Annotated in this window: 23 protein-coding genes and 1 tRNA gene; 11 read left to right on the top strand and 13 right to left on the bottom strand. The window is 71.4% G+C overall.

All coding sequences use genetic code 11. The annotated features are described in order from the left end of the window. Positions 1-5 precede the first annotated feature (5 nt). Positions 6-1,673: an arginine--tRNA ligase gene (gene argS / locus JOE61_RS18255; RefSeq protein WP_193667512.1), complete on the bottom strand. Its 1,668-nt coding sequence runs from the start codon at positions 1,671-1,673 to the stop codon at positions 6-8. Between the two features lie 145 nt (positions 1,674-1,818). Here argS and JOE61_RS18250 point away from each other — a divergent pair. Then, positions 1,819-1,891, top strand: a tRNA-Arg gene (locus JOE61_RS18250). Between the two features lie 242 nt (positions 1,892-2,133). Continuing rightward, on the top strand, positions 2,134-3,654 hold the full coding sequence (locus JOE61_RS18245) for a hypothetical protein (protein WP_193667513.1): 1,521 nt from the start codon (positions 2,134-2,136) through the stop codon (positions 3,652-3,654). A gap of 106 nt (positions 3,655-3,760) precedes the next feature. On the opposite strand, the gene JOE61_RS18240 is transcribed toward JOE61_RS18245, so the two are convergent. Both JOE61_RS18240 and JOE61_RS18235 read right to left on the bottom strand, forming a co-directional pair. Then, complete coding sequence (locus JOE61_RS18240; RefSeq protein WP_193667514.1) at positions 3,761-4,708, bottom strand: LCP family protein; 948 nt, start codon at positions 4,706-4,708, stop codon at positions 3,761-3,763. Next, positions 4,705-5,385, bottom strand: a complete 681-nt coding sequence (locus tag JOE61_RS18235; RefSeq protein WP_193667515.1) for a hypothetical protein — start codon at positions 5,383-5,385, stop codon at positions 4,705-4,707. Before JOE61_RS18235 ends, JOE61_RS18240 begins: the two co-directional genes overlap by 4 nt. A gap of 142 nt (positions 5,386-5,527) precedes the next feature. Between JOE61_RS18235 and JOE61_RS18230 the strand changes: the two genes are divergently transcribed. The 3 genes from JOE61_RS18230 to JOE61_RS18220 are packed head-to-tail and all read left to right on the top strand — an operon-like array spanning position 5,528 to position 10,169. Then, positions 5,528-9,292 (top strand): multifunctional oxoglutarate decarboxylase/oxoglutarate dehydrogenase thiamine pyrophosphate-binding subunit/dihydrolipoyllysine-residue succinyltransferase subunit, encoded by a 3,765-nt coding sequence (locus JOE61_RS18230; protein ID WP_193667516.1) that lies wholly within the window; start codon positions 5,528-5,530, stop codon positions 9,290-9,292. A gap of 4 nt (positions 9,293-9,296) precedes the next feature. Beyond that, a complete protein-coding gene (locus JOE61_RS18225) occupies positions 9,297-9,473 on the top strand; it encodes a DUF6104 family protein (RefSeq protein WP_193667517.1) in 177 nt (58 codons plus the stop codon). A gap of 48 nt (positions 9,474-9,521) precedes the next feature. After that, entirely contained in the window at positions 9,522-10,169 is a 648-nt protein-coding gene (locus JOE61_RS18220; RefSeq protein ID WP_193667518.1) for an acetoacetate decarboxylase family protein, read from the top strand. 6 nt (positions 10,170-10,175) lie between these two features. Here the strand turns inward: JOE61_RS18220 and JOE61_RS18215 are convergent, their stop codons facing one another. Genes JOE61_RS18215 through JOE61_RS18205 form a run of 3 tightly spaced genes read right to left on the bottom strand, consistent with a single transcriptional unit; the run spans position 10,176 to position 12,729 of the window. Further along, the gene (locus JOE61_RS18215) at positions 10,176-10,403 is read right to left on the bottom strand and encodes a hypothetical protein (protein ID WP_193667519.1); all 228 of its coding nucleotides are present in this window, start codon (positions 10,401-10,403) and stop codon (positions 10,176-10,178) included. A gap of 60 nt (positions 10,404-10,463) precedes the next feature. Then, the gene (locus JOE61_RS18210; RefSeq protein WP_193667520.1) at positions 10,464-11,570 is read right to left on the bottom strand and encodes a fatty acid desaturase family protein; all 1,107 of its coding nucleotides are present in this window, start codon (positions 11,568-11,570) and stop codon (positions 10,464-10,466) included. 46 nt (positions 11,571-11,616) lie between these two features. After that, positions 11,617-12,729: a flavin reductase family protein gene (locus JOE61_RS18205; RefSeq protein ID WP_193667521.1), complete on the bottom strand. Its 1,113-nt coding sequence runs from the start codon at positions 12,727-12,729 to the stop codon at positions 11,617-11,619. A gap of 148 nt (positions 12,730-12,877) precedes the next feature. Between JOE61_RS18205 and JOE61_RS18200 the strand changes: the two genes are divergently transcribed. After that, complete coding sequence (locus JOE61_RS18200) at positions 12,878-13,498, top strand: TetR family transcriptional regulator (protein ID WP_193667522.1); 621 nt, start codon at positions 12,878-12,880, stop codon at positions 13,496-13,498. A 22-nt stretch (positions 13,499-13,520) separates the two neighbouring features. Here the strand turns inward: JOE61_RS18200 and JOE61_RS18195 are convergent, their stop codons facing one another. The 4 genes from JOE61_RS18195 to JOE61_RS18180 all read right to left on the bottom strand — a co-directional run bounded on the left by JOE61_RS18195 (position 13,521) and on the right by JOE61_RS18180 (position 17,007). Further along, positions 13,521-14,210, bottom strand: a complete 690-nt coding sequence (locus tag JOE61_RS18195; RefSeq protein ID WP_204797309.1) for an SDR family oxidoreductase — start codon at positions 14,208-14,210, stop codon at positions 13,521-13,523. 8 nt (positions 14,211-14,218) lie between these two features. Further along, positions 14,219-15,187: a zinc-binding dehydrogenase gene (locus tag JOE61_RS18190; protein WP_193667697.1), complete on the bottom strand. Its 969-nt coding sequence runs from the start codon at positions 15,185-15,187 to the stop codon at positions 14,219-14,221. A 54-nt stretch (positions 15,188-15,241) separates the two neighbouring features. Beyond that, positions 15,242-16,450: an NAD(P)-dependent malic enzyme gene (locus JOE61_RS18185; protein WP_193667523.1), complete on the bottom strand. Its 1,209-nt coding sequence runs from the start codon at positions 16,448-16,450 to the stop codon at positions 15,242-15,244. A 182-nt stretch (positions 16,451-16,632) separates the two neighbouring features. Further along, the gene (locus tag JOE61_RS18180; RefSeq protein WP_307823089.1) at positions 16,633-17,007 is read right to left on the bottom strand and encodes a S24 family peptidase; all 375 of its coding nucleotides are present in this window, start codon (positions 17,005-17,007) and stop codon (positions 16,633-16,635) included. Between the two features lie 49 nt (positions 17,008-17,056). On the opposite strand from JOE61_RS18180, the gene sodN reads away from it, so the two are divergent. The 3 genes from sodN (at position 17,057) to JOE61_RS18165 (ending at position 19,056) form a co-directional block, all read left to right on the top strand. Next, positions 17,057-17,458, top strand: a complete 402-nt coding sequence (gene sodN, locus JOE61_RS18175) for a superoxide dismutase, Ni (protein WP_193667525.1) — start codon at positions 17,057-17,059, stop codon at positions 17,456-17,458. A gap of 261 nt (positions 17,459-17,719) precedes the next feature. Beyond that, complete coding sequence (locus JOE61_RS18170; protein WP_193667526.1) at positions 17,720-18,094, top strand: BlaI/MecI/CopY family transcriptional regulator; 375 nt, start codon at positions 17,720-17,722, stop codon at positions 18,092-18,094. Beyond that, positions 18,091-19,056 carry a M56 family metallopeptidase gene (locus tag JOE61_RS18165; RefSeq protein WP_193667527.1) on the top strand — a complete coding sequence of 322 codons (966 nt, stop codon included), beginning with the start codon at positions 18,091-18,093 and terminating at the stop codon, positions 19,054-19,056. Before JOE61_RS18170 ends, JOE61_RS18165 begins: the two co-directional genes overlap by 4 nt. 61 nt (positions 19,057-19,117) lie before the next feature. Here JOE61_RS18165 and JOE61_RS18160 read toward each other — a convergent pair whose 3' ends face one another. The 3 genes from JOE61_RS18160 to JOE61_RS18150 form a co-directional block, all read right to left on the bottom strand. After that, the gene (locus JOE61_RS18160) at positions 19,118-19,930 is read right to left on the bottom strand and encodes a cytochrome c biogenesis CcdA family protein (RefSeq protein ID WP_193667528.1); all 813 of its coding nucleotides are present in this window, start codon (positions 19,928-19,930) and stop codon (positions 19,118-19,120) included. After that, on the bottom strand, positions 19,908-20,408 hold the full coding sequence (locus JOE61_RS18155) for a TlpA family protein disulfide reductase (protein WP_204797308.1): 501 nt from the start codon (positions 20,406-20,408) through the stop codon (positions 19,908-19,910). The genes JOE61_RS18160 and JOE61_RS18155 overlap by 23 nt, the downstream gene beginning before the upstream one ends. 268 nt (positions 20,409-20,676) lie before the next feature. Next, positions 20,677-21,219 carry a copper resistance CopC family protein gene (locus JOE61_RS18150; RefSeq protein ID WP_193667530.1) on the bottom strand — a complete coding sequence of 181 codons (543 nt, stop codon included), beginning with the start codon at positions 21,217-21,219 and terminating at the stop codon, positions 20,677-20,679. Between the two features lie 98 nt (positions 21,220-21,317). Here JOE61_RS18150 and JOE61_RS18145 point away from each other — a divergent pair, with 98 nt between their 5' ends. Both JOE61_RS18145 and JOE61_RS18140 read left to right on the top strand, forming a co-directional pair. Further along, on the top strand, positions 21,318-21,959 hold the full coding sequence (locus JOE61_RS18145) for a copper resistance CopC family protein (RefSeq protein ID WP_193667531.1): 642 nt from the start codon (positions 21,318-21,320) through the stop codon (positions 21,957-21,959). Positions 21,960-22,006: 47 nt separating this feature from the next. Next, the gene (locus tag JOE61_RS18140; protein WP_193667532.1) at positions 22,007-23,257 is read left to right on the top strand and encodes a CopD family protein; all 1,251 of its coding nucleotides are present in this window, start codon (positions 22,007-22,009) and stop codon (positions 23,255-23,257) included. The last annotated feature ends 11 nt before the right edge of the window (positions 23,258-23,268 follow it).

Here is a 23,268-nt window from a genome sequence, read left to right as displayed (position 1 = left end):
TCAGCTCACATCCGCTCCGGCGTCGAGACCCCGAGCAGGCGCAGGCCGTTGGCCAGCACCGTGCGGGTCGCCGCCACCAGCACCAGGCGGGCCCGGTGCAGGTCGTTCGGCTCCTCGTCGCCCATCGGCAGCACGCGGCAGTTGTCGTAGAAGCGGTGGTAGACCCCCGCGGTGTCCTCGAGGTAGCGCGCCACCCGGTGCGGCTCGCGCAGCTCGGCGGCGCTGGCCACGACCCGGGGGAACTCGGCCAGCGCACGCAGCAGCTCGCCCTCCTTCTCGTGCGAGAGCAGGGCGGGGTCGAAGTCCTCGGGCACCGAGCCGGGCCCGGCGAAGCCGAGGTCGGCGGCGTTGCGCAGGATCGAGGAGATCCGGGCGTGCGCGTACTGGACGTAGTAGACCGGGTTGTCGCTGTCGGCGCGCGACCACAGGTCGAGGTCGAGGTCGATGTTGGAGTCGGAGCTGTAGCGCGCCAGGGCGTAGCGCGCGGCGTCGACGCCGATGGCTCCGACCAGGTCGTCGATGGTGACCACGGTCCCGGCGCGCTTGGACATCCGCAGCGGCTGCCCGTCGCGGACCAGGTTGACCATCTGGCCGATCAGGATCTCGAGGTTGGTGCCCGGGGTGTCGCCGAAGGCGGCGCACATGGCGTTCATCCGCCCGACGTAGCCGTGGTGGTCGGCGCCGAGCATGATCAGGCAGCGGTCGAAGCCCCGCTCGCGCTTGTCGAGGTAGTAGGCGAGGTCGCCGGAGAGGTAGGCGCCCTGGCCGTCGCTCTTGATGACGACCCGGTCCTTGTCGTCGCCGAAGCGCTCGGTGGCCAGCCACACCGCGCCGTCCTGCTCGTAGACGGTGCCGAGCTCGCGCAGCCGGGTGACGGCCCGCTCGACGGCGCCGGACTTGTGCAGCTCGTCCTCGTGGAAGTAGACGTCGAAGTCGACACCGAAGTCGTGCAGGCTCTGCTTGATCTCGGTGAACATCAGGTCCACGCCGACCGCCCGGAAGGCCTCCTGCGGGTCGGGGTCCTGCAGGGCGTCGGGGCGCACCTCGAGGACCCGCGCAGCGATGTCGTGGACGTACTGCCCGCCGTAGCCGTCCTCGGGAGCCGGCTCCCCCTTCGCCGCGGCGAGCAGCGAGCCGCTGAAGCGGTCGATCTGCGAGCCGTGGTCGTTGAAGTAGTACTCGCGGGTGACCTCGGCGCCGGTCATGGTGAAGATCCGGCCCAGGGCGTCGCCCACCGCGGCCCAGCGCACGCCGCCGATGTGGATGGGCCCCGTCGGGTTGGCCGAGACGAACTCGAGGTTGATCTTCTCGCCGGCGAACGCGTCGGAGGCGCCGTAGGCCTCGCCTGCGGCGACGACCTGCGCGGCCACCGCGCCCTGGGCGCCGGCGGACACGGAGATGTTGAGGAAGCCCGGGCCGGCGATCTCGACGTCGGCGACGCCGTCGACCGCGGCCAGGCGCTCCTGGACGAGCCCGGCGAGGGCGCGCGGGTTGGTCCCGGCCTTCTTGGCCAGCTGCAGGGCGACGTTCGTGGCGTAGTCGCCGTGCCCCTTCTGCCGGGGTCGCTCCACGGTCACGCTCGCAGGGACACCGTCCGGCAGGGTGATCGCACCCTCGTCGGACAGCGTCGTCAGCACGTCGACGATCGCGGTGGAGAGCTGTTCGGGAGTCACCCGTCCAGCCTATCGGCGCCCACGGTCGCGACCCGCATCGATGTCGGGGCCTGGGACCGGCCGCGGCGGCGGCCTACCGGATTCGTCGCCCCGACCCCGGAGTTGTAGGGTGACGCCGTCCCGCAGCCGTTGCGCAGCGTGGCATGCCTCCGTAGCTCAGGGGATAGAGCACTGGTTTCCGGTACCAGTGGCCGCAGGTTCGAATCCTGCCGGGGGCACCCGACCGCTAGGCCCGGTCCACGTCTGTGGGCCGGGCCTTCTGCGTCCTCCAGCGACGCCTCTGACCCGATCGGACTGGTCTGTACCAGCCCGAACGGACTACCTAACCCCGGCGCGCCCAGCCCGTTCTACCTGTCGAGGGATCGAACCACTGGTCCCCACCGGGAGGGGAGGGTGCTCCACACGCTTCTTCCGGCCCCCACGTCCCGCAGCGCCGCTGCGCCGATGAAAGTAGGAGAGCGTGAAGAAGTCCCTCAAGAGGGCCGCTGCGGCGTCCGCCGTCTGTGCGGTCAGCCTTGCCGGCACCCTCGCCGCGAACCCCACCGCCGTCGCCGGTGAGTCCACCGAGGCGCGGGCCAACCAGAAGACGATCACCGACTTCGGCATGAAGGCGCTCGCCTTCGGCACCAAGGTCTCGGTCGGCGGCATCGACATCAAGAGCCTCAAGGACTCCCTCGACATCCTCGCCTGCACCCGCAGCGCCGGGGTGGAGCGCGTGAAGCCCTCGAAGCTGAGCACCGACCAGATCACCGCGCTGATCGCCGAGAACGCCCCGGTCGACATCGCCAAGCTGATCAGCATCTCCCCCAGCACCAGCCGCACCTCGACCTACCGCGAGGGCCGCGTCACCGGCACCCGGGCCGTCAACACCATCGCCGACATCACCCTGGGCGGCGAGCTCGTCGAGGACCTCAAGATCCCGACGCTCAAGATCAAGGGCCTGAACTCGGTCGCCGATTCCTTCCACGACCCGGCCGACGCCGACGGCGACGGCAACCCCTTCGGCACGGCCGAGAGCTTCGGCTTCGAGGGCATCTCGCTGGACTACGAGGGCACCGTCGTCGAGGACACGCCGCTGGCCGACCTGCTCGACATCGTCAACCAGGTCGCCGCGCCGGTCAACGAGATCGTCGACCAGCTCATCACCCTGCTCACCGACACCGTCGGCGGCATCATCGAGATCCCGGGCCTGGGCTCCATCGGCCTCGGCAGCTCGTTCAGCAACATCGGCGAGCACTCGGCGTCCTCGGGCGCCAGCGCGCTGGCCATCGAGGTCGACCCCAGCGAGACCGACAACGACTCCCCCGTGCTGCTCAAGCTGGGCTACGCCCAGTCGCGCATCGCCGACTCCGTGCCCTCGGGCGTCTTCCGCTCCACGATCATGGGCCTGGACTTCGAGGCGCTGCCGATCAACGACGACGTGGCGCTGCTCAAGATGGGTGGCATCGGCACCCAGTCGATCCCCTGCGAGGGCACCGGCAACAAGAAGGTCGTCAAGACCATCGAGGGCGAGCGCAGCATCCCGCTGAGCCTGCCCGGCCTGGGCGGCGTCGCGGTCCTCGACGGCCTCGAGTACTCCTACAAGGCCAAGCAGATGTCGCGCGGGCGCGCCCGTTCGATGGCCAAGAGCTCGCTGGGCTCCTTCTCGATCCCCGCGCTCGACCTCGAGATCACCGGCATCAGCTCGAAGCTCAACCTGCTCAGCCGCAAGGGCGAGCGGGTCCGCGGCTCCGACAAGCCGAAGTTCAAGGTCGCCGACATCCTCTACAAGGGCGAGAGCCTGCTGCCCGAGGGCGGGCTGAAGATCCGCGAGACCGTCGAGTTCACCATCGACGAGCTGCAGCAGACCGGCTTCATCACCTTCGGCCCGCGCTTCACGCGCAACTACTACGGCGCGAACCTGTCGGCGATGAACGTCAAGATCCCGGGCATCCTCGACCTCGACCTGGGTTGGGTCGAGTCGAAGATCTACCCCCGCTGACCGGCTGAGCCGACCAGCACCGCAGCACCGCAGCACCGCCCGCGACCGGGACGGCCCACCAGGGCCGTCCCGGTCGTGGCACGTCCGGCGCCCTCAGCAGCCTGCGTCAACAGCCGGGGGGCAGCGTGGCGTCGCCGCGCGCGGCCGCCCCCAGGCGACGGGCCTGGGTGAGGTTGGGCCGCACCACGCTCATCCCGCGGATGGTCGCCACCGCCCCACCCACGACGCAGGTGGTGATGCGAGCGGGGTCCACCCGCGCGACGGCGCGCGCCAGGCGGAACAGCTCGCCGGGCCCGAGGTCGGTGTCCATGTGCTGGACCACGCTGAGCACGCCGCGCTCGACGAAGCCCGGCCGGTCGGCCTTGGCGCGGATCTCGGCACCGATGCCGCGCAGCACCCGCTGCTGGTTGGCCGAGCGGGCGAAGTCGCCGCCCGCGAGCGTCTTGCGGATGCGGGAGAAGGCCATGGCGCCGTACCCGTTGAGCCGGATGCGGCCCTGGGCGAAGCCCTCGGGCTTCAGCGAGCTGTCGGAGAAGCGGCGCGGGTTGGTGACCGTGATGCCGCCGATGTCGTCGACCAGGTCCTCGAAGAACGGGAACCGGGTGACCATCACGTAGTCGGGCTGGACCCCCACCATCGCGCCCACGGTGCGTCCGAGCAGCTCGGGCCCGCCCAGCACCATGGCCGCGTTGACCCGGTTGGCGGAGTGGCCCGGGATGGGGACGAACGAGTCGCGCGGGATGCCGATCGCCGAGGCCGCCCCGGTGCGCGTGTCGATGCCGACCATCTGCAGCGCGTCGCCGCGCGAGCGGGTCATCGACTGCCCGGGCCGCGCGTCGGAGCCCACGGCGAGGATCCACACCACGTCGGGGCTCAGGTCGACCGCGCCGGAGCGCTGCGCCTTCACCAGGGCGACGTCGCCCGGCGCCACCTCCGGCGGGGGCACCACGAGGGCGGTGCCGGCCAGCACCGTGCCGAGCAGGGCGGTGCGCAGGCCGCGCCCGGCCCGCGTGCGCCTCCTCGCCGTCGTCGTCGTGGTCGTGGTCGTGGTCATGACCTGCTCCTGTCCCGGCCGCGCTGGCGCGCCTTGCCGCCGCGCGGGCCGCTCGTCGGCTTGGGCCCCTGCAGCACGTCGTACCCGAAGATCCGCCAGCCCTCGCGGTAGAGCATGAACAGCCGGGCGCTCACCCGGACCCGGCGCTCCACCTCACCGCTGGTGCGGTAGTCGAGCGTGGTGCGCGCCGTGACGCCGCGCGCGGTCTCCTGGGTGGCCAGGATGTCGACCACGACGCGCCGCCGCACGGGGGTCAGGGCGTCGATCCGCTCGCCGAGGCGGTGGCTGGTCATCCGGTCGAGGTCGCGGCGGGCCGCCTGCGCGGCCCCGGGCGTGAAGCCCGGGAACACCGAGCGGTAGCGCCGCCGCGGGTAGGTGGCGTCGACGAACGCCGCGTCCCACCAGCGGTCCACCGCGCGTCCTACACCGGTGGCGACCCGGCGCCGCTTCACCGGACCCAGCGCTCCGACCACCTCCCCCACCGCCAAGTCGGTACGCACGCGGCGCGCCGGGCGGGGCTCGCCGCCCGTCCCGGGCCGGCTGCTCGCGGCGGGGCCGGAGCCCTCGCTGCGAGGCTCCTCGCCGGTGCAGGCGACCAGTCCGGGGGTCGCTGTCAGGACGACGACCAGGCCGGTCATGAGGGTCCGGCGGGGCCCGCCGGGGTGTGGCGACGGCATCGTCTGCTCCTCTCGTGGTGTTAGTCCGGCAACACCCTGTCCGAAAGCAGGCCCAACCTCGGCATTTGCTGGTGCGTGGGTCTAGCCTTGACCACCGACTCCACCCATCCACGCGCGCTCATCGGAAGAGGCGAAGCAAGCCGTGCCGCAGTCCCCCAGCAGTTCCCCCTCCACCTCCCCCGAGGTCTCCGACGACTTCGGTGCCAACGAGTGGCTCGTGGAGGAGATGTACGAGCGCTACCGCAAGGATCCGAGCAGCGTGGAGCCCAGCTGGGCCTCCTACTTCGAGGCCAACGGCAACGGCGCCAGCACCGGCTCCGCCCCGGCGCAGCAGGCCCCGCAGGCCGAGAAGACGCCCGAGAAGACGCCCGAGAAGAAGCCCGAGGAGCAGGCCGAGAAGAAGCCTGCGTCGAAGCCCTCCGGCACGTCCGAGACCGCGAGCTCCGAGGCGCCCGCCCCGGTCGCCAAGCCGCGCCCGGAGACCAAGGCCGCCGAGCCCTCGAAGGGAACCACCACCCCGATGGCCAAGGAGTCCAAGCCGCCGGCCCCCGCCGAGGCCAGCGACGAGCCGACGTACAAGGTGCTGCGCGGCGCGCCGGCCCGCACCGCGGCCAACATGGACGTCTCCCTGACGGTGCCCACCGCCACCTCGGTGCGCTCGGTGCCGGTCAAGCTGCTGTGGGACAACCGCACCGTCATCAACAACCACCTCGCCCGCGCCCGCGGCGGCAAGGTCTCCTTCACGCACCTGATCGGCTACGCGCTGGTCAAGGCCCTGAAGTCGATGCCGGAGATGAACAACTCCTACGCCGAGGTCGACGGCAAGCCCAACCTGGTCACCCCCGCCCACGTCAACCTCGGCCTGGCCATCGACCAGAAGAAGTCCGACGGCACCCGCCAGCTGCTGGTGCCGAGCATCAAGGGCTGCGAGGCGATGGACTTCGCCGGCTTCTGGACCGCCTACGAGGACATGGTCACCAAGGCCCGCGACAACAAGCTGGGCGTCGTGGACTTCCAGGGCACCACCATCAGCCTGACGAACGTCGGCGGCCTGGGCACCAACCACTCCGTGCCGCGCCTGATGACGGGGCAGAGCGCCATCATCGGCGTCGGCGCGATGGAGTACCCGCCGGAGTGGCAGGGCGCCTCGGAGGAGGCGATCGCGCGCAACGCGATCTCCAAGGTGATGACCCTGACCTCCACCTACGACCACCGCGTCATCCAGGGCGCGCAGTCGGGTGAGTTCCTCAAGCGGGTCCACCAGCTGCTGCTGGGCCAGGACGGCTTCTACGACGAGATCTTCCGGTCGCTGCGGATCCCCTACGAGCCGATCCGCTGGGGCCACGACATCGCGACGTCGCACGACGACGAGATCAGCAAGCAGGCGCGCATCCTTGAGCTGATCCACGCCTACCGGGTGCGCGGTCACATGATGGCCGACACCGACCCGCTGGAGTACCGCCAGCGCACCCACCCCGACCTCGAGATCGAGACGCACGGGCTGAGCCTGTGGGACCTCGACCGCGAGTTCGCCACCGGCTCCTTCGGCGGCACCGGGCGCCGCTTCATGCGCCTGCGCGACATCCTGGGCATCCTGCGCGACTCCTACTGCCGCACCACCGGCATCGAGTACATGCACATCATGGATCCCGAGCAGCGTCGCTGGATCCAGGAGCGTGTCGAGCAGCCGCACACCAAGCCGCCCCGCGAGGAGCAGCTGCGGATCCTGCTCAAGCTCAACCAGGCCGAGGCCTTCGAGACGTTCCTGCAGACCAAGTTCGTCGGCCAGAAGCGGTTCTCGCTCGAGGGCGGCGAGACCACGATCCCGGTCATCGACGAGATCTGTGAGGCCGCGGCCGAGTCGGGCCTCGACGAGGTCACGATGGGCATGGCCCACCGTGGCCGGCTCAACGTGCTGGCCAACATCGTGGGCAAGAACTACTCCCAGATCTTCCGCGAGTTCGAGGGCAACATCGACCCCCGCACCGTGCAGGGCTCCGGCGACGTGAAGTACCACCTCGGCGCCGAGGGCGAGTTCGAGGCCGAGAGCGGCGAGACCGTCAAGGTCTCGGTGGCCGCGAACCCCTCGCACCTCGAGGCCGTCGACCCGGTGCTCGAGGGCATCGCCCGCGCCAAGCAGGACGTCCTCGACCAGGGCAGCGCCTACCCGGTGCTGCCGCTGCTGGTCCACGGCGACGCGGCCTTCGCGGGCCAGGGCGTGGTCGCGGAGACCCTCAACCTCTCCCAGCTGCGCGGCTACCGCACCGGCGGCACCGTGCACCTGGTGGTCAACAACCAGGTCGGCTTCACCACCTCCCCCGGCTCGTCGCGCTCCTCGCTGTACTGCACCGACGTGGCCCGGATGGTCCAGGCGCCGATCTTCCACGTCAACGGCGACGACCCCGAGGCCTGCATCCGCGTGGCCCGGCTGGCCTTCGAGTACCGCCAGGCCTTCAACAAGGACGTCGTCATCGACCTCGTCTGCTACCGCCGGCGCGGCCACAACGAGGGCGACGACCCGTCGTACACGCAGCCGCTGATGTACGACCTGATCGAGCAGAAGCGCTCGGTGCGCAAGCTCTACACCGAGTCCCTCATCGGTCGTGGCGACATCACGATCGAGGAGGCCGAGCAGGTCCTCAAGAACTACCAGCAGCAGCTCGAGCGCGTCTTCACCGAGGTGCGCGAGGCCACCGGCCACCCCTCGGAGTGGACCACGGTCCCCGACTACCCCGAGAAGCCCAGCGGCGAGGCCGACACCTCGGTGCCGCTGGAGTACCTCAAGCGGGTCGCCGACGCCTACGTCACCCCGCCCGAGGGCTTCACCGTGCACCCCAAGGTGATGCCGCAGCTGCAGCGCCGCGCCAAGGCCATCACCGAGGGCCCCATCGACTGGGGCACCGGCGAGGTGCTGGCCTTCGGCGCGCTGCTGATGGAGGGCCGCCCGGTCCGCCTGGCCGGCCAGGACTCGCGCCGCGGCACGTTCGTCTCGCGCTTCGGCACCATCATCGACCGCGTCAACGCCGACGAGTGGACGCCGCTGTCGTCGCTGACCGAGGACCAGGCCAAGCTCTACCTCTACGACTCGCTGCTCTCCGAGTACGCCGCGCTCGGCTTCGAGTACGGCTACTCCGTGGCGCGTCCCGAGGCGCTGGTGCTGTGGGAGGCGCAGTTCGGCGACTTCGTCAACGGCGCGCAGACCGTCATCGACGAGTTCATCTCGGCCGGCGAGACCAAGTGGCGCCAGCAGTCGGGCGTCGTGCTGCTGCTGCCGCACGGCTACGAGGGCCAGGGCCCCGACCACTCCTCGGCCCGCATCGAGCGCTTCTTGACCATGGCCGCCGACGAGGCGTTCGTGGTCGCCCAGCCCTCGACGCCGGCGTCGTACTTCCACCTGCTGCGCCAGCACTCGCTGGGCGAGGCGCACCGCCCGCTGATCGTCTTCACGCCCAAGTCGATGCTCAAGCGCAAGGAGGCCGCCTCGCAGCCCGAGGACTTCACCTCGGGCACCTTCCGGCCCTTCATCGGCGACGCCGACGCGGACGCCTCGAAGGTGGACACCCTGCTCATCTGCTCGGGGCGCGTGACCTGGGACCTGATGGTCGAGCGGGCCAAGCGCGAGGGCTCGGAGCGCTTCGCCATCGCGCGCGTCGAGCAGCTCTACCCGCGACCGCTCGACGAAATCAAGGCCGAGATCGCGCGCTACCCGCACCTCAAGACGGTGCGCTGGGTGCAGGACGAGCCCCGCAACATGGGCCCGTGGCCGCACTACCAGCTCAACGCCTGGCCCGAGGTCGACGCACAGGTGGAGCCGGTCACCCGCCCGGAGTCCTCCTCCCCGTCGGTCGGCACCGCCAAGCGCCACCAGGCCGAGCAGAAGGACCTGCTCGACCAGGCGTTCGCCTGAGGCCATGTACTACACGGACCGGGGCATCGAGGAGCTCGAGCGACGCCGGGGTGACGAGGAGGTCACCCTGGCGTGGCTCGCCGAGCAGCTGCAGGCCTTCACCGACACCCACCCGGAGTTCGAGACCGCGGTGGAGCGGCTGGCGACCTGGCTGGCCCGTCTCGACGATCCGGAAGACTGACCTGTCAGAATGCGGACGCGGGGGCGGTGGCGTGGCTAGACTCCGGCCATGAGCACGGACGCGACCTCCTCCCCCGCTCCCGGCGACGGCTCGGTGGACTACCCGCCGGCGCCCTGGCAGATGGTGGGCCAGATGTGGGTCTCGGTCTTCCGCGTCGGCCGCGACGTGGACGAGCGGCACCCGAAGGGCGTCTACGGCGCCGCCTTCGTCTCCTACGAGGAGGGCAGCCCGCTGACCTACTCCGAGCTGCTGGTGGCGCGCGTGATGCGCACCCCCGCCGGCGAGCGCCGGGTCAGCATCACCGACATCTGGGTCGACTCCCCCGCCTCGGTGGCGGGCGGTCGTGGGCTCTGGGCGATCCCCAAGGGGCTGGGCGACTTCGAGTCGTCGACCTCGCAGCGGGGTCCGCTCTCGCGGGCGTCGTGGTCGATGAGCACCGCCGGGCAGCCGGTCGCCAGCGCGCGCTTCAGCGACCTGTCGTCACTGGCGCCGCGGGTGCCCGCCAAGGGCGGCACCTGGCAGGCCCCGATCGATGCCCACACCGTGCCGGTGGAGACCGGCATGGCCGGGCGCTCGAAGGTGGCCCCGTGCACCGCCCGGTGGGACTTCGACCCCGCCGGCCCGCTGGGCTGGCTGGCCGGTCGGCGGCACCTGCTCTCCTTCCGCCAGCGCGACTTCACGCTGTCGTTCGGCTGAGCAGGCTCACTCCTCCGAGCGCTCGGCGGCGCGGCGGGCGGCCTCGCGGATCTCGAAGACCTCGGTGGCCAGGCCGCCCAGGGCGCCGGCCACGCCCTTGACCGCCCCGGTGACGATCGTGGCGACCTCGCCGACGGTGGTGGCCGCGGCCTCGACGGCGCTCTGCGCGGCGTCCTTGCCGATCTCGGCACGGCTCAGCCGCTCCTCGCCGCGCTGCTCAGGGGTCTGGCTCATGGCCCCAGTCTCACCGCCACGGACGCTCTTGGCCAGGTGGGCTCGCTCACGCTGGACGACTCAGGCGGCGGCGGGCTGCTCGGCCGCCTGCGACGGCTGCTCCCTGCGACGGTCCGGGAGGGCCAGGCGGCAGATCTTGCGGGCCACGCTCAGCAGCTGCTTGCCCAGCGGGCCGGTGTTGTAGGGCAGGCCGTAGCGCTCGCAGATCTCCCGCACCTCACCGGAGATCTCCGGGTAGCGACGGGCGGGCAGGTCGGGGAAGAGATGGTGCTCGACCTGGAACGACAGGTTGCCGGTCATCAGGTGGAACAGCGACCCGCCGTCGATGTTGGCCGAGCCCAGCAGCTGGCGGTAGTACCAGTGCCCGCGGGACTCGTCCTCGCACTCCCCCTCCGAGAAGGTCGCCACCCCGGCCGGGAAGTGCCCGCAGAAGATGATGTTGAAGGCCCAGACGTTGCGCACCAGGTTGGCCGTGGCGTTGCCGGCCAGGGTCAGCGGGAAGAACGGTCCCGTCAGGGCCGGGAAGAGCACGTAGTCCTTGAGCGCCTGGCGGCGCACCTTGCGCATGATCCCCGCGTGCAGGGCCTTGTTGTCGGCCAGGGAGCGGCGGCCGGCCACGATGTTCTCGACCTCCAGGTCGTGCATCGCCACGCCCCACTCGAAGAAGACCATCAGCAGGAACGCGTAGACGGGGTTGCCGAGGTAGTAGGGGTGCCAGGGCTGGTCCTCGTCCATGCGCAGGATGCCGTAGCCGATGTCGCGGTCCTTGCCGAGCACGTTGGTGAAGGTGTGGTGGATGTAGTTGTGGGAGTAGCGCCACTGCTCGGAGGGGCACACGTTGTCCCACTCGTACATCCGCGAGCTCAGGCCGGGCTCGCCCATCCAGTCGTACTGGCCGTGCATGACGTTGTGGCCGATCTCCATGTTGTCGAGGATCTTCGAGACGCTCAGGGCCGCCACGGCCAGCGGCCAGGCGGGCGGCAGGTAGAACAGGGCCCGGCCGGCGACCTCGAGGCGGCGCTGCAGGCGCACGACCCCGTGGATGTAGTCGGCGTCGGCCTCGCCGAGGTCGGCCAGCACGCGCTGGCGGATCGCGTCCATCTCGGCGCCGAGGGCGTCGAGCTGGACGGGGGTCAACCGGGGGCTGCTGGTGGTGGTGCTGGTCATGGGAGGTCCTCTCGGTTGGTGGCGCCCTCGGGCGCCGGGAGGTGGCTCAGAGGTCGACGGTGCAGCTGCCGACGGGGGCGGACACGCAGATGCGCACGTCCTCGTCGGGACGCGCGGACTCCTCGCCGGTGACGACGTCGCGCACGGTGCCGCTGGTCTTGCGGGTGGTGCAGGAGAAGCAGATGCCCATCCGGCAGCCCGTCTGCGGGCGCAGCCCGAGCGCCTCGGCCTGGGCGAGCAGGGTCTCGCCGGTGTTGGCGGCGCCGAGCCCGCTGCGGGCGAAGCTCGTCTCGCCCTCGGCCTCCTCGGCGCCCAGGGGGCTGGCGGGCGCCTTGAAGTGCTCGACGCGCAGCCGCTCGCTGCCGTCGTACGCCGCCTGCACGGCCTGCACGAGCCCGGTCGGACCGCAGGCCCAGGTGTCGGTGTCGCGGAACCCTGGCACCAGACGAGCCAGCGCGGCGGGACCGAACCGCTGCCCGCCCGCCCCGGTGTGCACCACCCGCACGTCGACGTGGTTGTCGAAGCGCGCGATGGCGGCGAGCTCCTCGGCGTAGATCTGCTCGGCGGCGCTCCTCGCGTAGTGCAGGAAGGTGACCGGGCGTCCGGCGCGCCCGTCGTAGCCGTCACGCAGCAGCGTGCGCAGCATCGACATCACCGGGGTGATGCCCGACCCGCCGCTGATCAGCAGCACCGGGTGCGGGCTCGGCGTCGCGGGCGTGGCATGCATGGTGAACTCGCCCCCGGCCTGGCTCAGGTGCAGCAGGGTGCCGGGGGTCGCCGCGGTCGCCAGGTGGCGCGAGAGCGAGGTGCGCTCGTCGCCGTCGTCGTGGGCGCGCACCGTGAGCGTGAACCGCTCCCCCGGGCCCGAGGCCGCCGACGACACCGAGAAGCAGCGCGTGGCCCGACGAGCCCCCGGCAGGTCGACGCCGACCTGCACGTGCTGCCCCGCGCGGTGCCCGCGCCAGGTCGAGGTGGGTTGCACCGTCAGCGTGCTGACCGGGTGCACACCCGTTGTCTCGCGCCGCACGTCGACGACACGTCCCCGCACCTCGTGCGCGGCCCAGAGCGGGTTGACCTGCTCGAGGAACCGGTCCACGCTGTGGGGCGAGGCCAGGGCGGCCGCGGCGCGGGACTGCAGGACGGCGCTGAGGACACCCATGACTTCCTCCACAATTCAGTGAACGTGCGTACACCGAAACTATGGCGACCCACCTGGCCCGCCGTCAACGGCACCCCCGCGTGAGCCGCACCACCCGGGGCCCCGGGCCCGCAGCGGGGCGGCCACCCGACGGCGATAGCATCGACGCGTGACCCAGACCCGTGTCGAGCGCAAGGAGCGCACCCGTCGAGCGATCCTCGACGCCGCGCTCGAGCTCTGCGAGGACAGCAGCCTGGTGGCCCTCTCGCTGCGACAGGTCGCCAAGGAGGTGGGGATCGTCCCCACCGGCTTCTACCGCCACTTCGACTCCATCGAGTCGCTGGGCCTGAGCCTCGTCGACGAGTCGTTCGCGTCGCTGCGAGCACTGCTGCGCGACGTGCGGCGCGACCAGGGCTCCACCACCGACATCGTCGACGGCTCGGTCTCCATCCTGGTCGACCACGTCCACCGCCAGCGCTCCCACTTCGCCTTCATCGCCCGCGAGCGCACCGCGGGCCAGCCGGCGGTCCGCGAGGCCATCCGCCACGAGATCGAGCTGTGCGAGCGCGAGCTGGCCACCGACCTCGCCCGGCTGCCGGGCACCGCCGACTGGTCGCCCGAGGACCTGCGCATCCTCTCGGGCCTGATCGTCTCGGCGATGGTGGCCGTGGCCGAGGAGATCCTGGCCGCCGCCCAGCGGCCCGAGGCCGAGAAGCAGATCGTGGAGAAGGCCCGCACCCAGCTGCGGATGGTGCTGGTCGGCGCCCTCAACTGGCGCTCGCGCACGTGAGGACGCAGCGGCCGGCGACCCGCTAGCCCCGAGGCGTGAGCGACAGGTCGGTCAGCACCGCGTCGTCGGGCAGGTCGAGGGCCTGCAGGATCGCAGCGGCGACGGTGGCCGGGTCGATCCACTGCGACGGGTCGTAGTCCTTGCCCTCCTGGGCGTGCACCTTCTCCTGCATCGCCGTGGCGGTGCGGCCGGGATAGATCGTGCTCACCCGCACGCCGTGACCCGACTCCTCCGCGCGCAGCGAGTCGGCCAACGCCTTGAGCCCGTGCTTGCTGGCGGCGTACGCCGACCACTGCGGCTTGGCGACGAGCCCGGCGCCGGAGTTGACCAGCACGACGGTGCCGCGCGCCGAGCGCAGGGCCGGGAGGGCCAGCCGGGTCAGGACGGCGGGGGCCACGAGGTTGACGGTGACCGTCTCGACCCAGGCCGCAGCCGAGAGCTCGGCCACGGTGCCCAGCTCGACGACGCCGCCGGCGTGCACGAGCGAGTCGAGCCGCCGCGGCAGCCGGTCGGCCAGCGCCTCGACCGCAGCGGGGTCGGCGAGGTCGGCGACCAGCGTGCGAGCACCGGGGCAGGCCTCGGCGAGCTCGCCGGCACGCTCGTCGGAGCGGGCCAGCAGCCACACCTCGTCGCCGCGCTCGCGCAGCCGACGGGCCAGGACCTCGCCGATGCCCGACCCGGCGCCGGTCAGCAGGTGGGTGCGGGTGCTCACGGTCGCGCTCAGCGGGTCAGCACGACCTTGCCGAAGACATCGCCGTCGATCATGGCGGCGAAGCCCTCGGCGGCCTGCTCCATCGGCAGGATCCGGTCGACGAGCGGGCGGGCGCCGGTCGCGTCGAGCATGGAGACCAGGGAGGCCAGCTCGTCGCGGGTGCCCATGGTCGAGCCCACCACCGAGAGCTGCAGGAAGAAGATGCGGGTCAGCTCGGCGTCGTCGAGCTGGGGACCGGAGGTGGTGCCGGAGATGACCAGGCGACCGCCCGGCTTCAGCGAGCGCACCGAGTGCGACCAGGTGGCCCGGCCGACCGTCTCCATCACGGCGTCGACCTTGACGGGCAGCCGTGCGCCGGACTCGAACACCTCGTGGGCCCCGATCTCGAGCGCGCGGGCCCGCTTGGCCTCGTCGCGGCTGGTGGCCAGCACCCGCAGCCCCGCGGCGCGCCCCAGGATGATCGCCGCGGTGGCGACGCCACCGCCGGCGCCCTGCACGAGCACCGTGTCGCCCGCGGTCAGGTCGCCACGGGTGAAGAGCATCCGGTAGGCGGTCAGCCAGGCGGTCGGCAGGCAGGCGGCCTCCTCGAAGGAGAGCGAGGCCGGCTTGGGCACCACGTTGCGGCGCGGCACGACCACCTTGTCGGCGAAGGTGCCCTGGTGGCGCTCGGAGAGCAGCGAGCGCTTGGGGTCGAAGGTCTCGTCGCCGCTCCAGGACGGGTCGCTCACCACGGCGTGCACCACGACCTCGTTGCCGTCCTCGTCGAGGCCGGCGGCGTCGCAGCCGAGGATCATCGGCAGCGCCTCCTGCCTGAGGCCCACACCGCGCAGCGACCACACGTCGTGGTGGTTCAGCGAGGCCGCCTTGACGGTGACCGTGGTCCAGCCGTCGGGGGCCTCGGGCTCGGGGCGCTCGCCCACCACCAGGCCGGACAGCGGGTCGTCGGAGGAGAAGGAGTCGGCGTAGACGGCGAACATGTGGCTCACGTTACTCGTCGGCGACCACCCGCAGCGGTGAGGGCCCGCACCGCGTCAGCGGCGCGCGACCCCGTCGCGCCGCGCCGCCTCGGCGACCGCGCTGGACACCGCGCCCGGCACCCGCTCGTCGAAGGGCGAGGGGATGACGAAGGTCTCGCTCAGGTCGTCGCCGACCAGCTCGGCCAGGGCGTTGGCCGCCGCGAGCTTCATGCCCTCGGTGATGCTGGTGGCGTGCACGTCGAGCGCACCGCGGAAGATCCCCGGGAAGGCCAGCACGTTGTTGATCTGGTTGGGGAAGTCCGAGCGGCCGGTGGCCACCACCCGGCCGTACTTGTGCGCGATGTCGGGGTGCACCTCCGGCGTGGGGTTGGCCAGCCCGAAGATGATGGCGTCGGGCGCCATCCGCGCCACGTCCTCCTCGGGCACGGTGCCGCCGGAGACGCCGAGGTAGACGTCGGCGCCGGCGAGCACGTCGCCCAGGGTCCCGGTGCGCCCGGTCTTGTCGGCCGTCATCTCGGCGAGGGCCTTCTTGACCGGGGTCAGGTCGCCGCGCGAGGAGTGCAGGACGCCCTTGCGGTCGGTGACGGCCAGGTCGGTGATGCCCGCCTCGAGCAGGATCTTGGCGACGGCGACGCCGGCGGCCCCGGCACCCGAGATGACCACGCGGGTCGTCGCCGCCTCGCGACCGGTGATCTTGAGCGCGTTCTTCAGCGCGGCGAGCGCCACCACGGCGGTGCCGTGCTGGTCGTCGTGGAAGACCGGGATGTCGAGGATCTCCTTGAGGCGGTCCTCGATCTCGAAGCAGCGCGGCGCCGAGATGTCCTCGAGGTTGATGCCGCCGAAGCTCGGCGCCAGGCGGGCGACGGTCTCGATGATCTGCTCGGTGTCGGTGGTGTCCAGGCAGATCGGGACGGCGTCGACGCCGCCGAACTGCTTGAACAGCACCGCCTTGCCCTCCATCACCGGCATCGCGGCCGAGGGGCCGATGTCGCCGAGCCCGAGGACCGCGGTCCCGTCGCTGATCACCGCGACCGTGTTGGGCACCCAGGTGTAGTGCTGGGTCATGCTCGGGTCGGCGGCGATCGCCTCGCACACCAGGGCCACGCCCGGCGTGTAGGCCAGCGACAGGTCGGCGGCGTCCTTGAGCGGCGCGGTCGCGGCGACCCGCATCTTGCCGCCCAGGTGCAGGTCGAAGACGGGGTCGCCCTCGAACGGGTGGCTCGTGGCGGTGGCCGGCTGGGGCGGCTCGGGGACTGAGGACATCTCGTTGAGGTCTTTCCAGGCTGAGGGCCGTCGGGGACGGATCCGGCTCGACGGGCGGGGTGGTGCCTCGGAGCGCCGGGACCCGGGCGGGGTGCGCGTGATCGCAGTCTCGCACAGCGGGGCCGACGCCCCGGGGGGCGTCCCACCGTGCGGTGGGTCACACCGCACGGGCGCGACGCGCCTCAGAGCCGCCGGGGCCGCGGCCAGGCCCGGGCGACCACGACGCCCAGCACGTCGGGCTCCGGCACCGGCCCCCGGTGCCGCGAGTCGACGCCGACGTCGGGGTCGTCGCTGAGCAGCCACCACCCCGGCGTGCCCGACGCCGTACGCCGCCGCTCGGCGGCACGCTTGACCGCCAGCGTGCCGTCGCCCAGCCGGGCGACGACCACGCGTCCGGGGCGCACCGCGCGCCGGTAGGAGACGAGCAGGCGGTCACCGGGGCGCAGGCCCGGGCGCATCGAGTCGCCGCGCACGAGCGCCCAGCCCCACGGCCGGCTCCGGGGGCTGGTGGGGCGCGGGGCTCGACCCGCCCGAGCGGGTGGGGACGTGTCGCTCACGCGGAGTAGTGTCCCAGCCAGAAGCCAGACGACGTACGAGAGGACCTGCATGTTCGCCAAGCTGTTCGCACCCACCGTCGAGGTCTCCGCCCACTGCGACCTGCCCTGCGGTGTCTACGACCCCGCGCAGGCCCGCATCGAGGCCGAGTCGATCAAGGGCATCATCGCCAAGGTCGCCGACAACGACGACCCCGACTTCCGCACCCGCGCGATCATCATCAAGGAGCAGCGCGCCGAGCTGGTCAAGCACCACCTGTGGGTGCTGTGGACCGACTACTTCAAGCCCCCGCACTTCGAGAAGTACCCCCAGCTGCACGTGCTGGTCAACGAGGCCACCAAGCTCGCCGGCGCCTCGGGCGCCAAGGGCGCCCTCGACGCCGAGGTCGCCGACCAGCTGCTGGCCAAGATCGACGAGATCGCCGAGATCTTCTGGGAGACCAAGAAGGGCTGAGGCTCGGAGCGGGTCACCTGGCCCGCAGCTCTACCTGGTCGACGCCGTCCCGGTCCGCAGCGAGTCTGCGAGCGGTCCGAGGGCGGCGTCGAGCACGTTCCGGCTTCACGTCGCGAGACATCCCGACAGAAGGTCTGGCGCTGGTGAGCCCCTGCGTCCCCCACGGTGCCTGCCGACTCCCCGGCCGGTCGTCTACTATCGGGAACCGGAGATGAGAGCCGCACACGAACGCGTCTGGGGAGTCGAGACATGCAACAACGGGTGAGCAACCTGGGTCCCCTCGAGGCTGTCATCATGGAGCGGATGTGGGCGCGCGGTCGGCCGACTCCCGTGCGTGAGGTGCTCGACGAGCTGGAGCATGAACGCAGCCTCGCCTACACCACCGTGATGACGGTGATGGACAACCTGCATCGCAAGGGCCTCCTGGGGCGTGAGCGGGTCGGACGGGCCTACCACTACGTCCCGGTGCAGTCTCGTGAGGAGCACACTGCTGCGCTCATGAGCGAGGTGCTCGCCGACACTGCCGATCGTGGGAGTGCGTTGCTGCACTTCGTGGAGCAGATGCAGCCCGAAGAGCTGGACCGACTACGTTCGGCTCTCGACCGGCGCAGCTCGACGAAGAGCGAGGGCGAGTGATCGCCGACGTCGCGCTGGTCGTCGTGGCAGTTCTCGCCGCGACGCTGGGGCCGAGGTTGTTGCAGCGCTCCACCTCGATCGAACGATCGCCCTGGGTGGGCATCGTCCTGTGGCAGAGCCTGAGCGTGTCAGCCGTCGCGGCTGTCGTGCTGACCGGGGCGGCACTCGCGTTGCCCGCAGTGCCCCTCAGCAACGACCTGGCCGCGCTGCTCTCGGCATGCGGTGCGGCGTTGCGCGCACAGTACGAGACTCCTGGTGGTGCGGCAGCCAGCGCGACGGGCGCCGTCCTTGCCGTGAGCGTGCTGGGGAGGGTCATCTACTGCCTGGCGGCGGAGGTCGCCCTGGCGCGCAGCCAGCGGGCTCGGCTGCGGCGGTCGCTGCTCATCCTCGCCCAGACCGACCCGTGCACCGGCGCCCTCGTGCTCGAGCACGACGCCCCGGTGGCGTACTGCGTGCCCGGCCACGGCGGTCGCGTCGTGATGACCAGCGCAGCACTCGACACGTTGCGGCCCGACGAGCTCGAGGCAGTCATGGCGCACGAGCGCGCTCACCTGGTCGCGCGTCACCATCTGGTGCTCGCCGTCTCGAGAGCGCTGGCGAGAGCGTTCCCGGGGGTGCCGGTGTTCCGCGATGCTCATGTGGCCCTGACGCGGCTGGTCGAGATGCACGCCGACGACGTGGCTGCCAGCTGCAACGAGCGCCTCAGCATTGCCACGGCCGTGGTCCGCATGGCGGAGTCGAAGGCGCCCGCCGCCGCGCTCGGTGCCGGCGGTCCGACATCCGTGGCCCGAGTACGACGCCTGCTCGCGCCCGCAGACCCGCTGCGGGCCAGCGGCGTGGCGGCGGCGCTGGTCATCGCCGCTGTGCTGGTTCTCGCGCCTCTGGGCATCCTCGCCGCACCCGCCGTGGTTGCTGCGACCGCCGACCTGTGCCCCATCGACTTCCCCACCGACACCGTCTGACTGCACCCCGCACGGGGTGCAGCCACGGCGTACCGACCCCGGCGTGGCTGCGGGCCGGTGGCTAGATCGGAGGCTGCCATCCCGCGATCAGGCCCTGCATCCGGCTGATGAGCGCGGTCCAGACCCCGGTGACCTGCAGCAGACCGAGCAGCACCAGCACGGCGCCGCCGGCGGCGGTGACGGCGCGGGCATGTCGGCGCGCCCACGCCACCGAGCCCATGAAACGTTGCATGCCGGCTGCGACCAGGATGAAGGGGATGCCCAGCCCGGCGCTGTAGGCGAAGGAGAGCGCAGCACCGCGACCTGGGTCGGCACTGCTGGTCGCCAGGGTGAGCACGGCGGCCAGGGTGGGCCCGATACAGGGCGTCCACCCGAGTCCGAACAACGCACCGACCAACGGTGCACCGGCCAGACCGGTCCGCGGACGACGGTTGATCCGTACCGTTCGGTTCAACCATGGCAGCCGCCACAACACCCCGCTGAAGACCAGTCCGAACAGGATCGTCAACGCGCCGAGGATCCGGATCAAGGTCTCCTGGTGCTCGAAGAGCAGCGCCCCGAGCGAGCCGAACAGGGCGCCGTACGCGGTGAACACGGCGGCGAAGCCAGCCACGAACAGCACCGCGCCGGTCTTGGCGCGACCTCGCCGGTTCCTCTCACCAGTCTCGGCATCCTTTCGCGTCGCGTCGGCAGGGAACGGCACGTCCTGACCCGCGAGGCCGCCCACGTAGGAGAGGTAGCCGGGCACCAGCGGCAGGCAGCACGGCGAGAAGAAGGACAGGAGTCCTGCCGCCACCGCCACGAGACCAGCCAGGATCAACGGTCCGTCGAAGACGAGCCCCTGCACGCCCTCAGCCAGCGTCGCCGCCGACATCCGGTGCCTCCTTCGACGACCCGGGCGTTGGCTCCAGCACGTCGTCGACCAGGGCACGCAGGGTGCGGTACGTGGCCTGCCCGATGACCCGGGCGGCGACATCGCCGTCACGGTCGACCACCAACGTGCTGGGGATCGCATTGGGGGGCAGCATGGCGCGCAGTGCGAGCAACGCCTCGCCCGACTGCTCGGTGGTGATGCTGGGATAGGTGAGCCGGTACCTGCGCTCGAAGGCGATCGCGGCGTCGTCGGTGTCCCGGACGTTCAGACCCACGAACTGGACGCCCTCGGCGCGAGTCTCCTCCCAGACCCGTCGCAGCCCCGGTGCTTCGGCACGGCAGGGTGGGCACCACGATCCCCAGACGTTGATGACGAGCACCGACCCGTCGTGCTCCGCGGTGTCGAACTCGGACCCGTCCAGCGTTGCGCCGCGCAGCCGCGGCAGTGGCTCACGGTCCGCCACGGCGATCTGCTCCACCACGCCCTCCCCCGTGATGTACCCGGGCCCGCCTGAGCTCCCAGTGGTCGGAGAGCCACAGGCAGCGAGCAGCACCGCCGAAAGGGCGGCAACCACCGTGAGCCGCCCACCCGCCACACGCGTCCGCATACCGCCTCCACACCAGTCAGCATCTACTAAGAATGATCGTATCAAGATGCTCTGATTCGACCGGACTGCACCCGTGGTTGCTGACGTGGGGAGCGACGTCGCCATCGTCGCAACCCGCCGCGCGCCGAGCCCGACGCTCTCACCGCGTCGATCTGCGAGACCGCGCTCCAGCAATGACCACTCCGGCGATCGCCGCGCCAGCTGCCACTACCAGCCCGATCCAGGACACGGTGGACGCCGCGTCGTCGCCACCGGCGTCATTGGAGTCCGTGCGCTCCTGGTTCTCTAGTGGATCGAGAGGCTGCTCACCGCTGGGGCTGGGCGACGCGGTGCGCTGCCGGACCAGTGCAAAGCTGAGGGAGCCCACGACGGGGTGGCCGTCGCGCGAGACGGCTCGGAATTCGATCTCGTAGATGCCCCGCCGGGCGGCCGACCGCACGGGGATCACGAGCGTCCTAGCGTCGATCTCCACCTCTCCGCGACGAAGCTCCTGGCCGTTCGGTCCGGTGACCGAGCCCGAGCCGGATCGCGGCCGCTCGCCGAGGTCGATGCGCACCTCCTCGGGCAACGCCGCGACCTCCTCGCCGTTGCGCGGCGAAGTTCCGACCACCTCGTCGTGGGCGAACGCGGCCGTCGGCACGAGCAGCCCGAGCAAGACCGTCGTCGCGACGTACCGACCCATCGCACGCGCTTCCCTGTCCCCGATTGATGCGGAGGCCGCCGACCAGACGACCACCGTCCCATTACTATTATGCATCGTAGTCACGTGAAGGAGATGCCATGATCAGGACCGTCCACCGACGGAACTGGCGAGGCCGCACGATCCGGCTGGCCGTGGTCGCGTTCCTCGGCGTGGTCGCGATGCTGGTCGCCGCTTCGCCCGCCAGCGCACATCCGGTCCTGCTCTTCAGCGATCCGGCGTTGGATGGAGCCGTTCCCGACTCTCCGGGATCGGTCAACCTGGTCTTCAACGAGCCGGTGGTCTCCACGGACCGAGCCGTGGCCATCACCGACAGCAGTGGTTCGGCTGTTCCGACCTCGCCGCCGAGGACCGAGAAGGGTGGCACGGTCCTCACCGCATCCGTGACCCAGAAGCTCGAGCCGGGCATCTACCAGGTCCAGTGGGAGGCCACCGGGGTGGACGGGCACGGCGCGAGAGGTGAGTACCGCTTCGCGGTGGGCACCGTGATCACCGGCGACCAGACAGCCAGCACCAGCCAACCCACGGACTGGTCCGCGGCTGGCCTCAGGTGGCTGCTGCTGGCAGGTTTCGCCGTGGCCTTCGGAGGGCTCGTGGGCGAACGCATCACGTCCCGGGCCGGCCGGCGGACGCCGGGTTGCCCAGCGTGTGCTCCTGGGCCCAACTGGGCGCCCTCCTCGGTCTTTTCGCCGCCACAGCGGCCGCAGCCCGGCTGGCACTGAGGGCGGAGAGCATCTCGGTCCTGTGGGAGAGCGCAGCCGGACGCGTCGTGCTGGCCCATGCACTGGGCTTCGGGGTCGCTCTCCTGCTCCTCGCACTGCGGCGGCCTTCGTATGCGCTGCTTCCGCTCCTCGTCGTTGCTCTCGCCGAGGGCGTCGGCTCGCACAGCGAGATCGAGCTCCCTGTGGTCGGCGGTTTGCTGACCGCCGTCCACCTGGTTGCAGCCGGAATCTGGGTCGGGGCACTGCTGCACGTAGCACGAGCTGCTGTGAAGTGGCGGGCCACCAGAGCGGCGGTCCAGTGGGCGTTGCTCCGGTATGCGAAGATCGCCACGATCTCGTTCGTGGTGATCGTCGTGACCGGCTTGACCATGGCACTGCTGCTGGTGCCGCTGCCTGCACTGACCGGCACAGGCTACGGACGCGCGCTGCTGGTCAAACTCGCGGCTGTGGTCGCCGTGGTCGGAATGGCGCTGGCGGCACGGCGGGCCCTGCGGTCCGAGCGGCTGGGTCGCGCGACCCGGACGGCACGGTTCGAGGCCGTCACGCTCGTCGTCGTGCTGGGCGCCACGTCCGTCCTCGTCTCCACGCCCACACCGGGCGCCTTCAGCGCCCCTCCTCCCCCGCCACCCACCGGAGTCGCCGTTCCCGCCGGCGGCCTGGCCGGTCAGGTCGGCGTGAACCTGGTCGCGAGCGAGGGCCAGGTGGTCGTCCGGCTGACCACTCCCAGCGACGGCAACGAGTACGACGTCAGCGAAGCCCCGGACTACACACTGTCCGCGCAGCTGCAGTCTGCGACCGGGACGCAGGAGCCCGTGGAGTTCCGGGCCTGCGGCGAGGGCTGCTTCGTCGCCGCCCTCGACTGGGCCGACGGCGACAACGTCCTGAATCTTCGTGCGACCGCGTCGGGGTGGCGCGGTGGCAATGTCGCAGCCCTGGTCCCGTGGCCGGCGGAGCCCGCCGAGGACCTGCTGGAGCGCACGCTCCGGGTGCTTGACGACTTCGACCAGGTCACCATCTACGAGGCGGTGACCAGCGACGGCGAGGCAGGGCTGCCGCAACCGAGCCCCGCGACCCTCAGCATGGCTGAGTTCCTCGAAGGCGAGCCGTACAGCGCGGGCGTGGCGCCGATCGCAGCCAGGAGCACCGCCGACTCCGGCGCCACCAAGCTGCTGATGGGCTTTCCCTCCGCTGGGACCTACGTCGAGGTCACGCTCGATGGTCTCGGACGCATCAGCCAGGAGGTCCTGGCGGCCCCGAGCCATTCCATCAGCAGGAGGTTCTTCTACAAGGACGACTGACAGGGACCCCG

Source organism: Nocardioides salarius, from assembly GCF_016907435.1.
GTDB lineage: Bacteria > Actinomycetota > Actinomycetes > Propionibacteriales > Nocardioidaceae > Nocardioides > Nocardioides salarius.
Note: the sequence above shows the minus strand (reverse complement) of the source record. Positions and strands in the feature narration are given on the sequence as shown.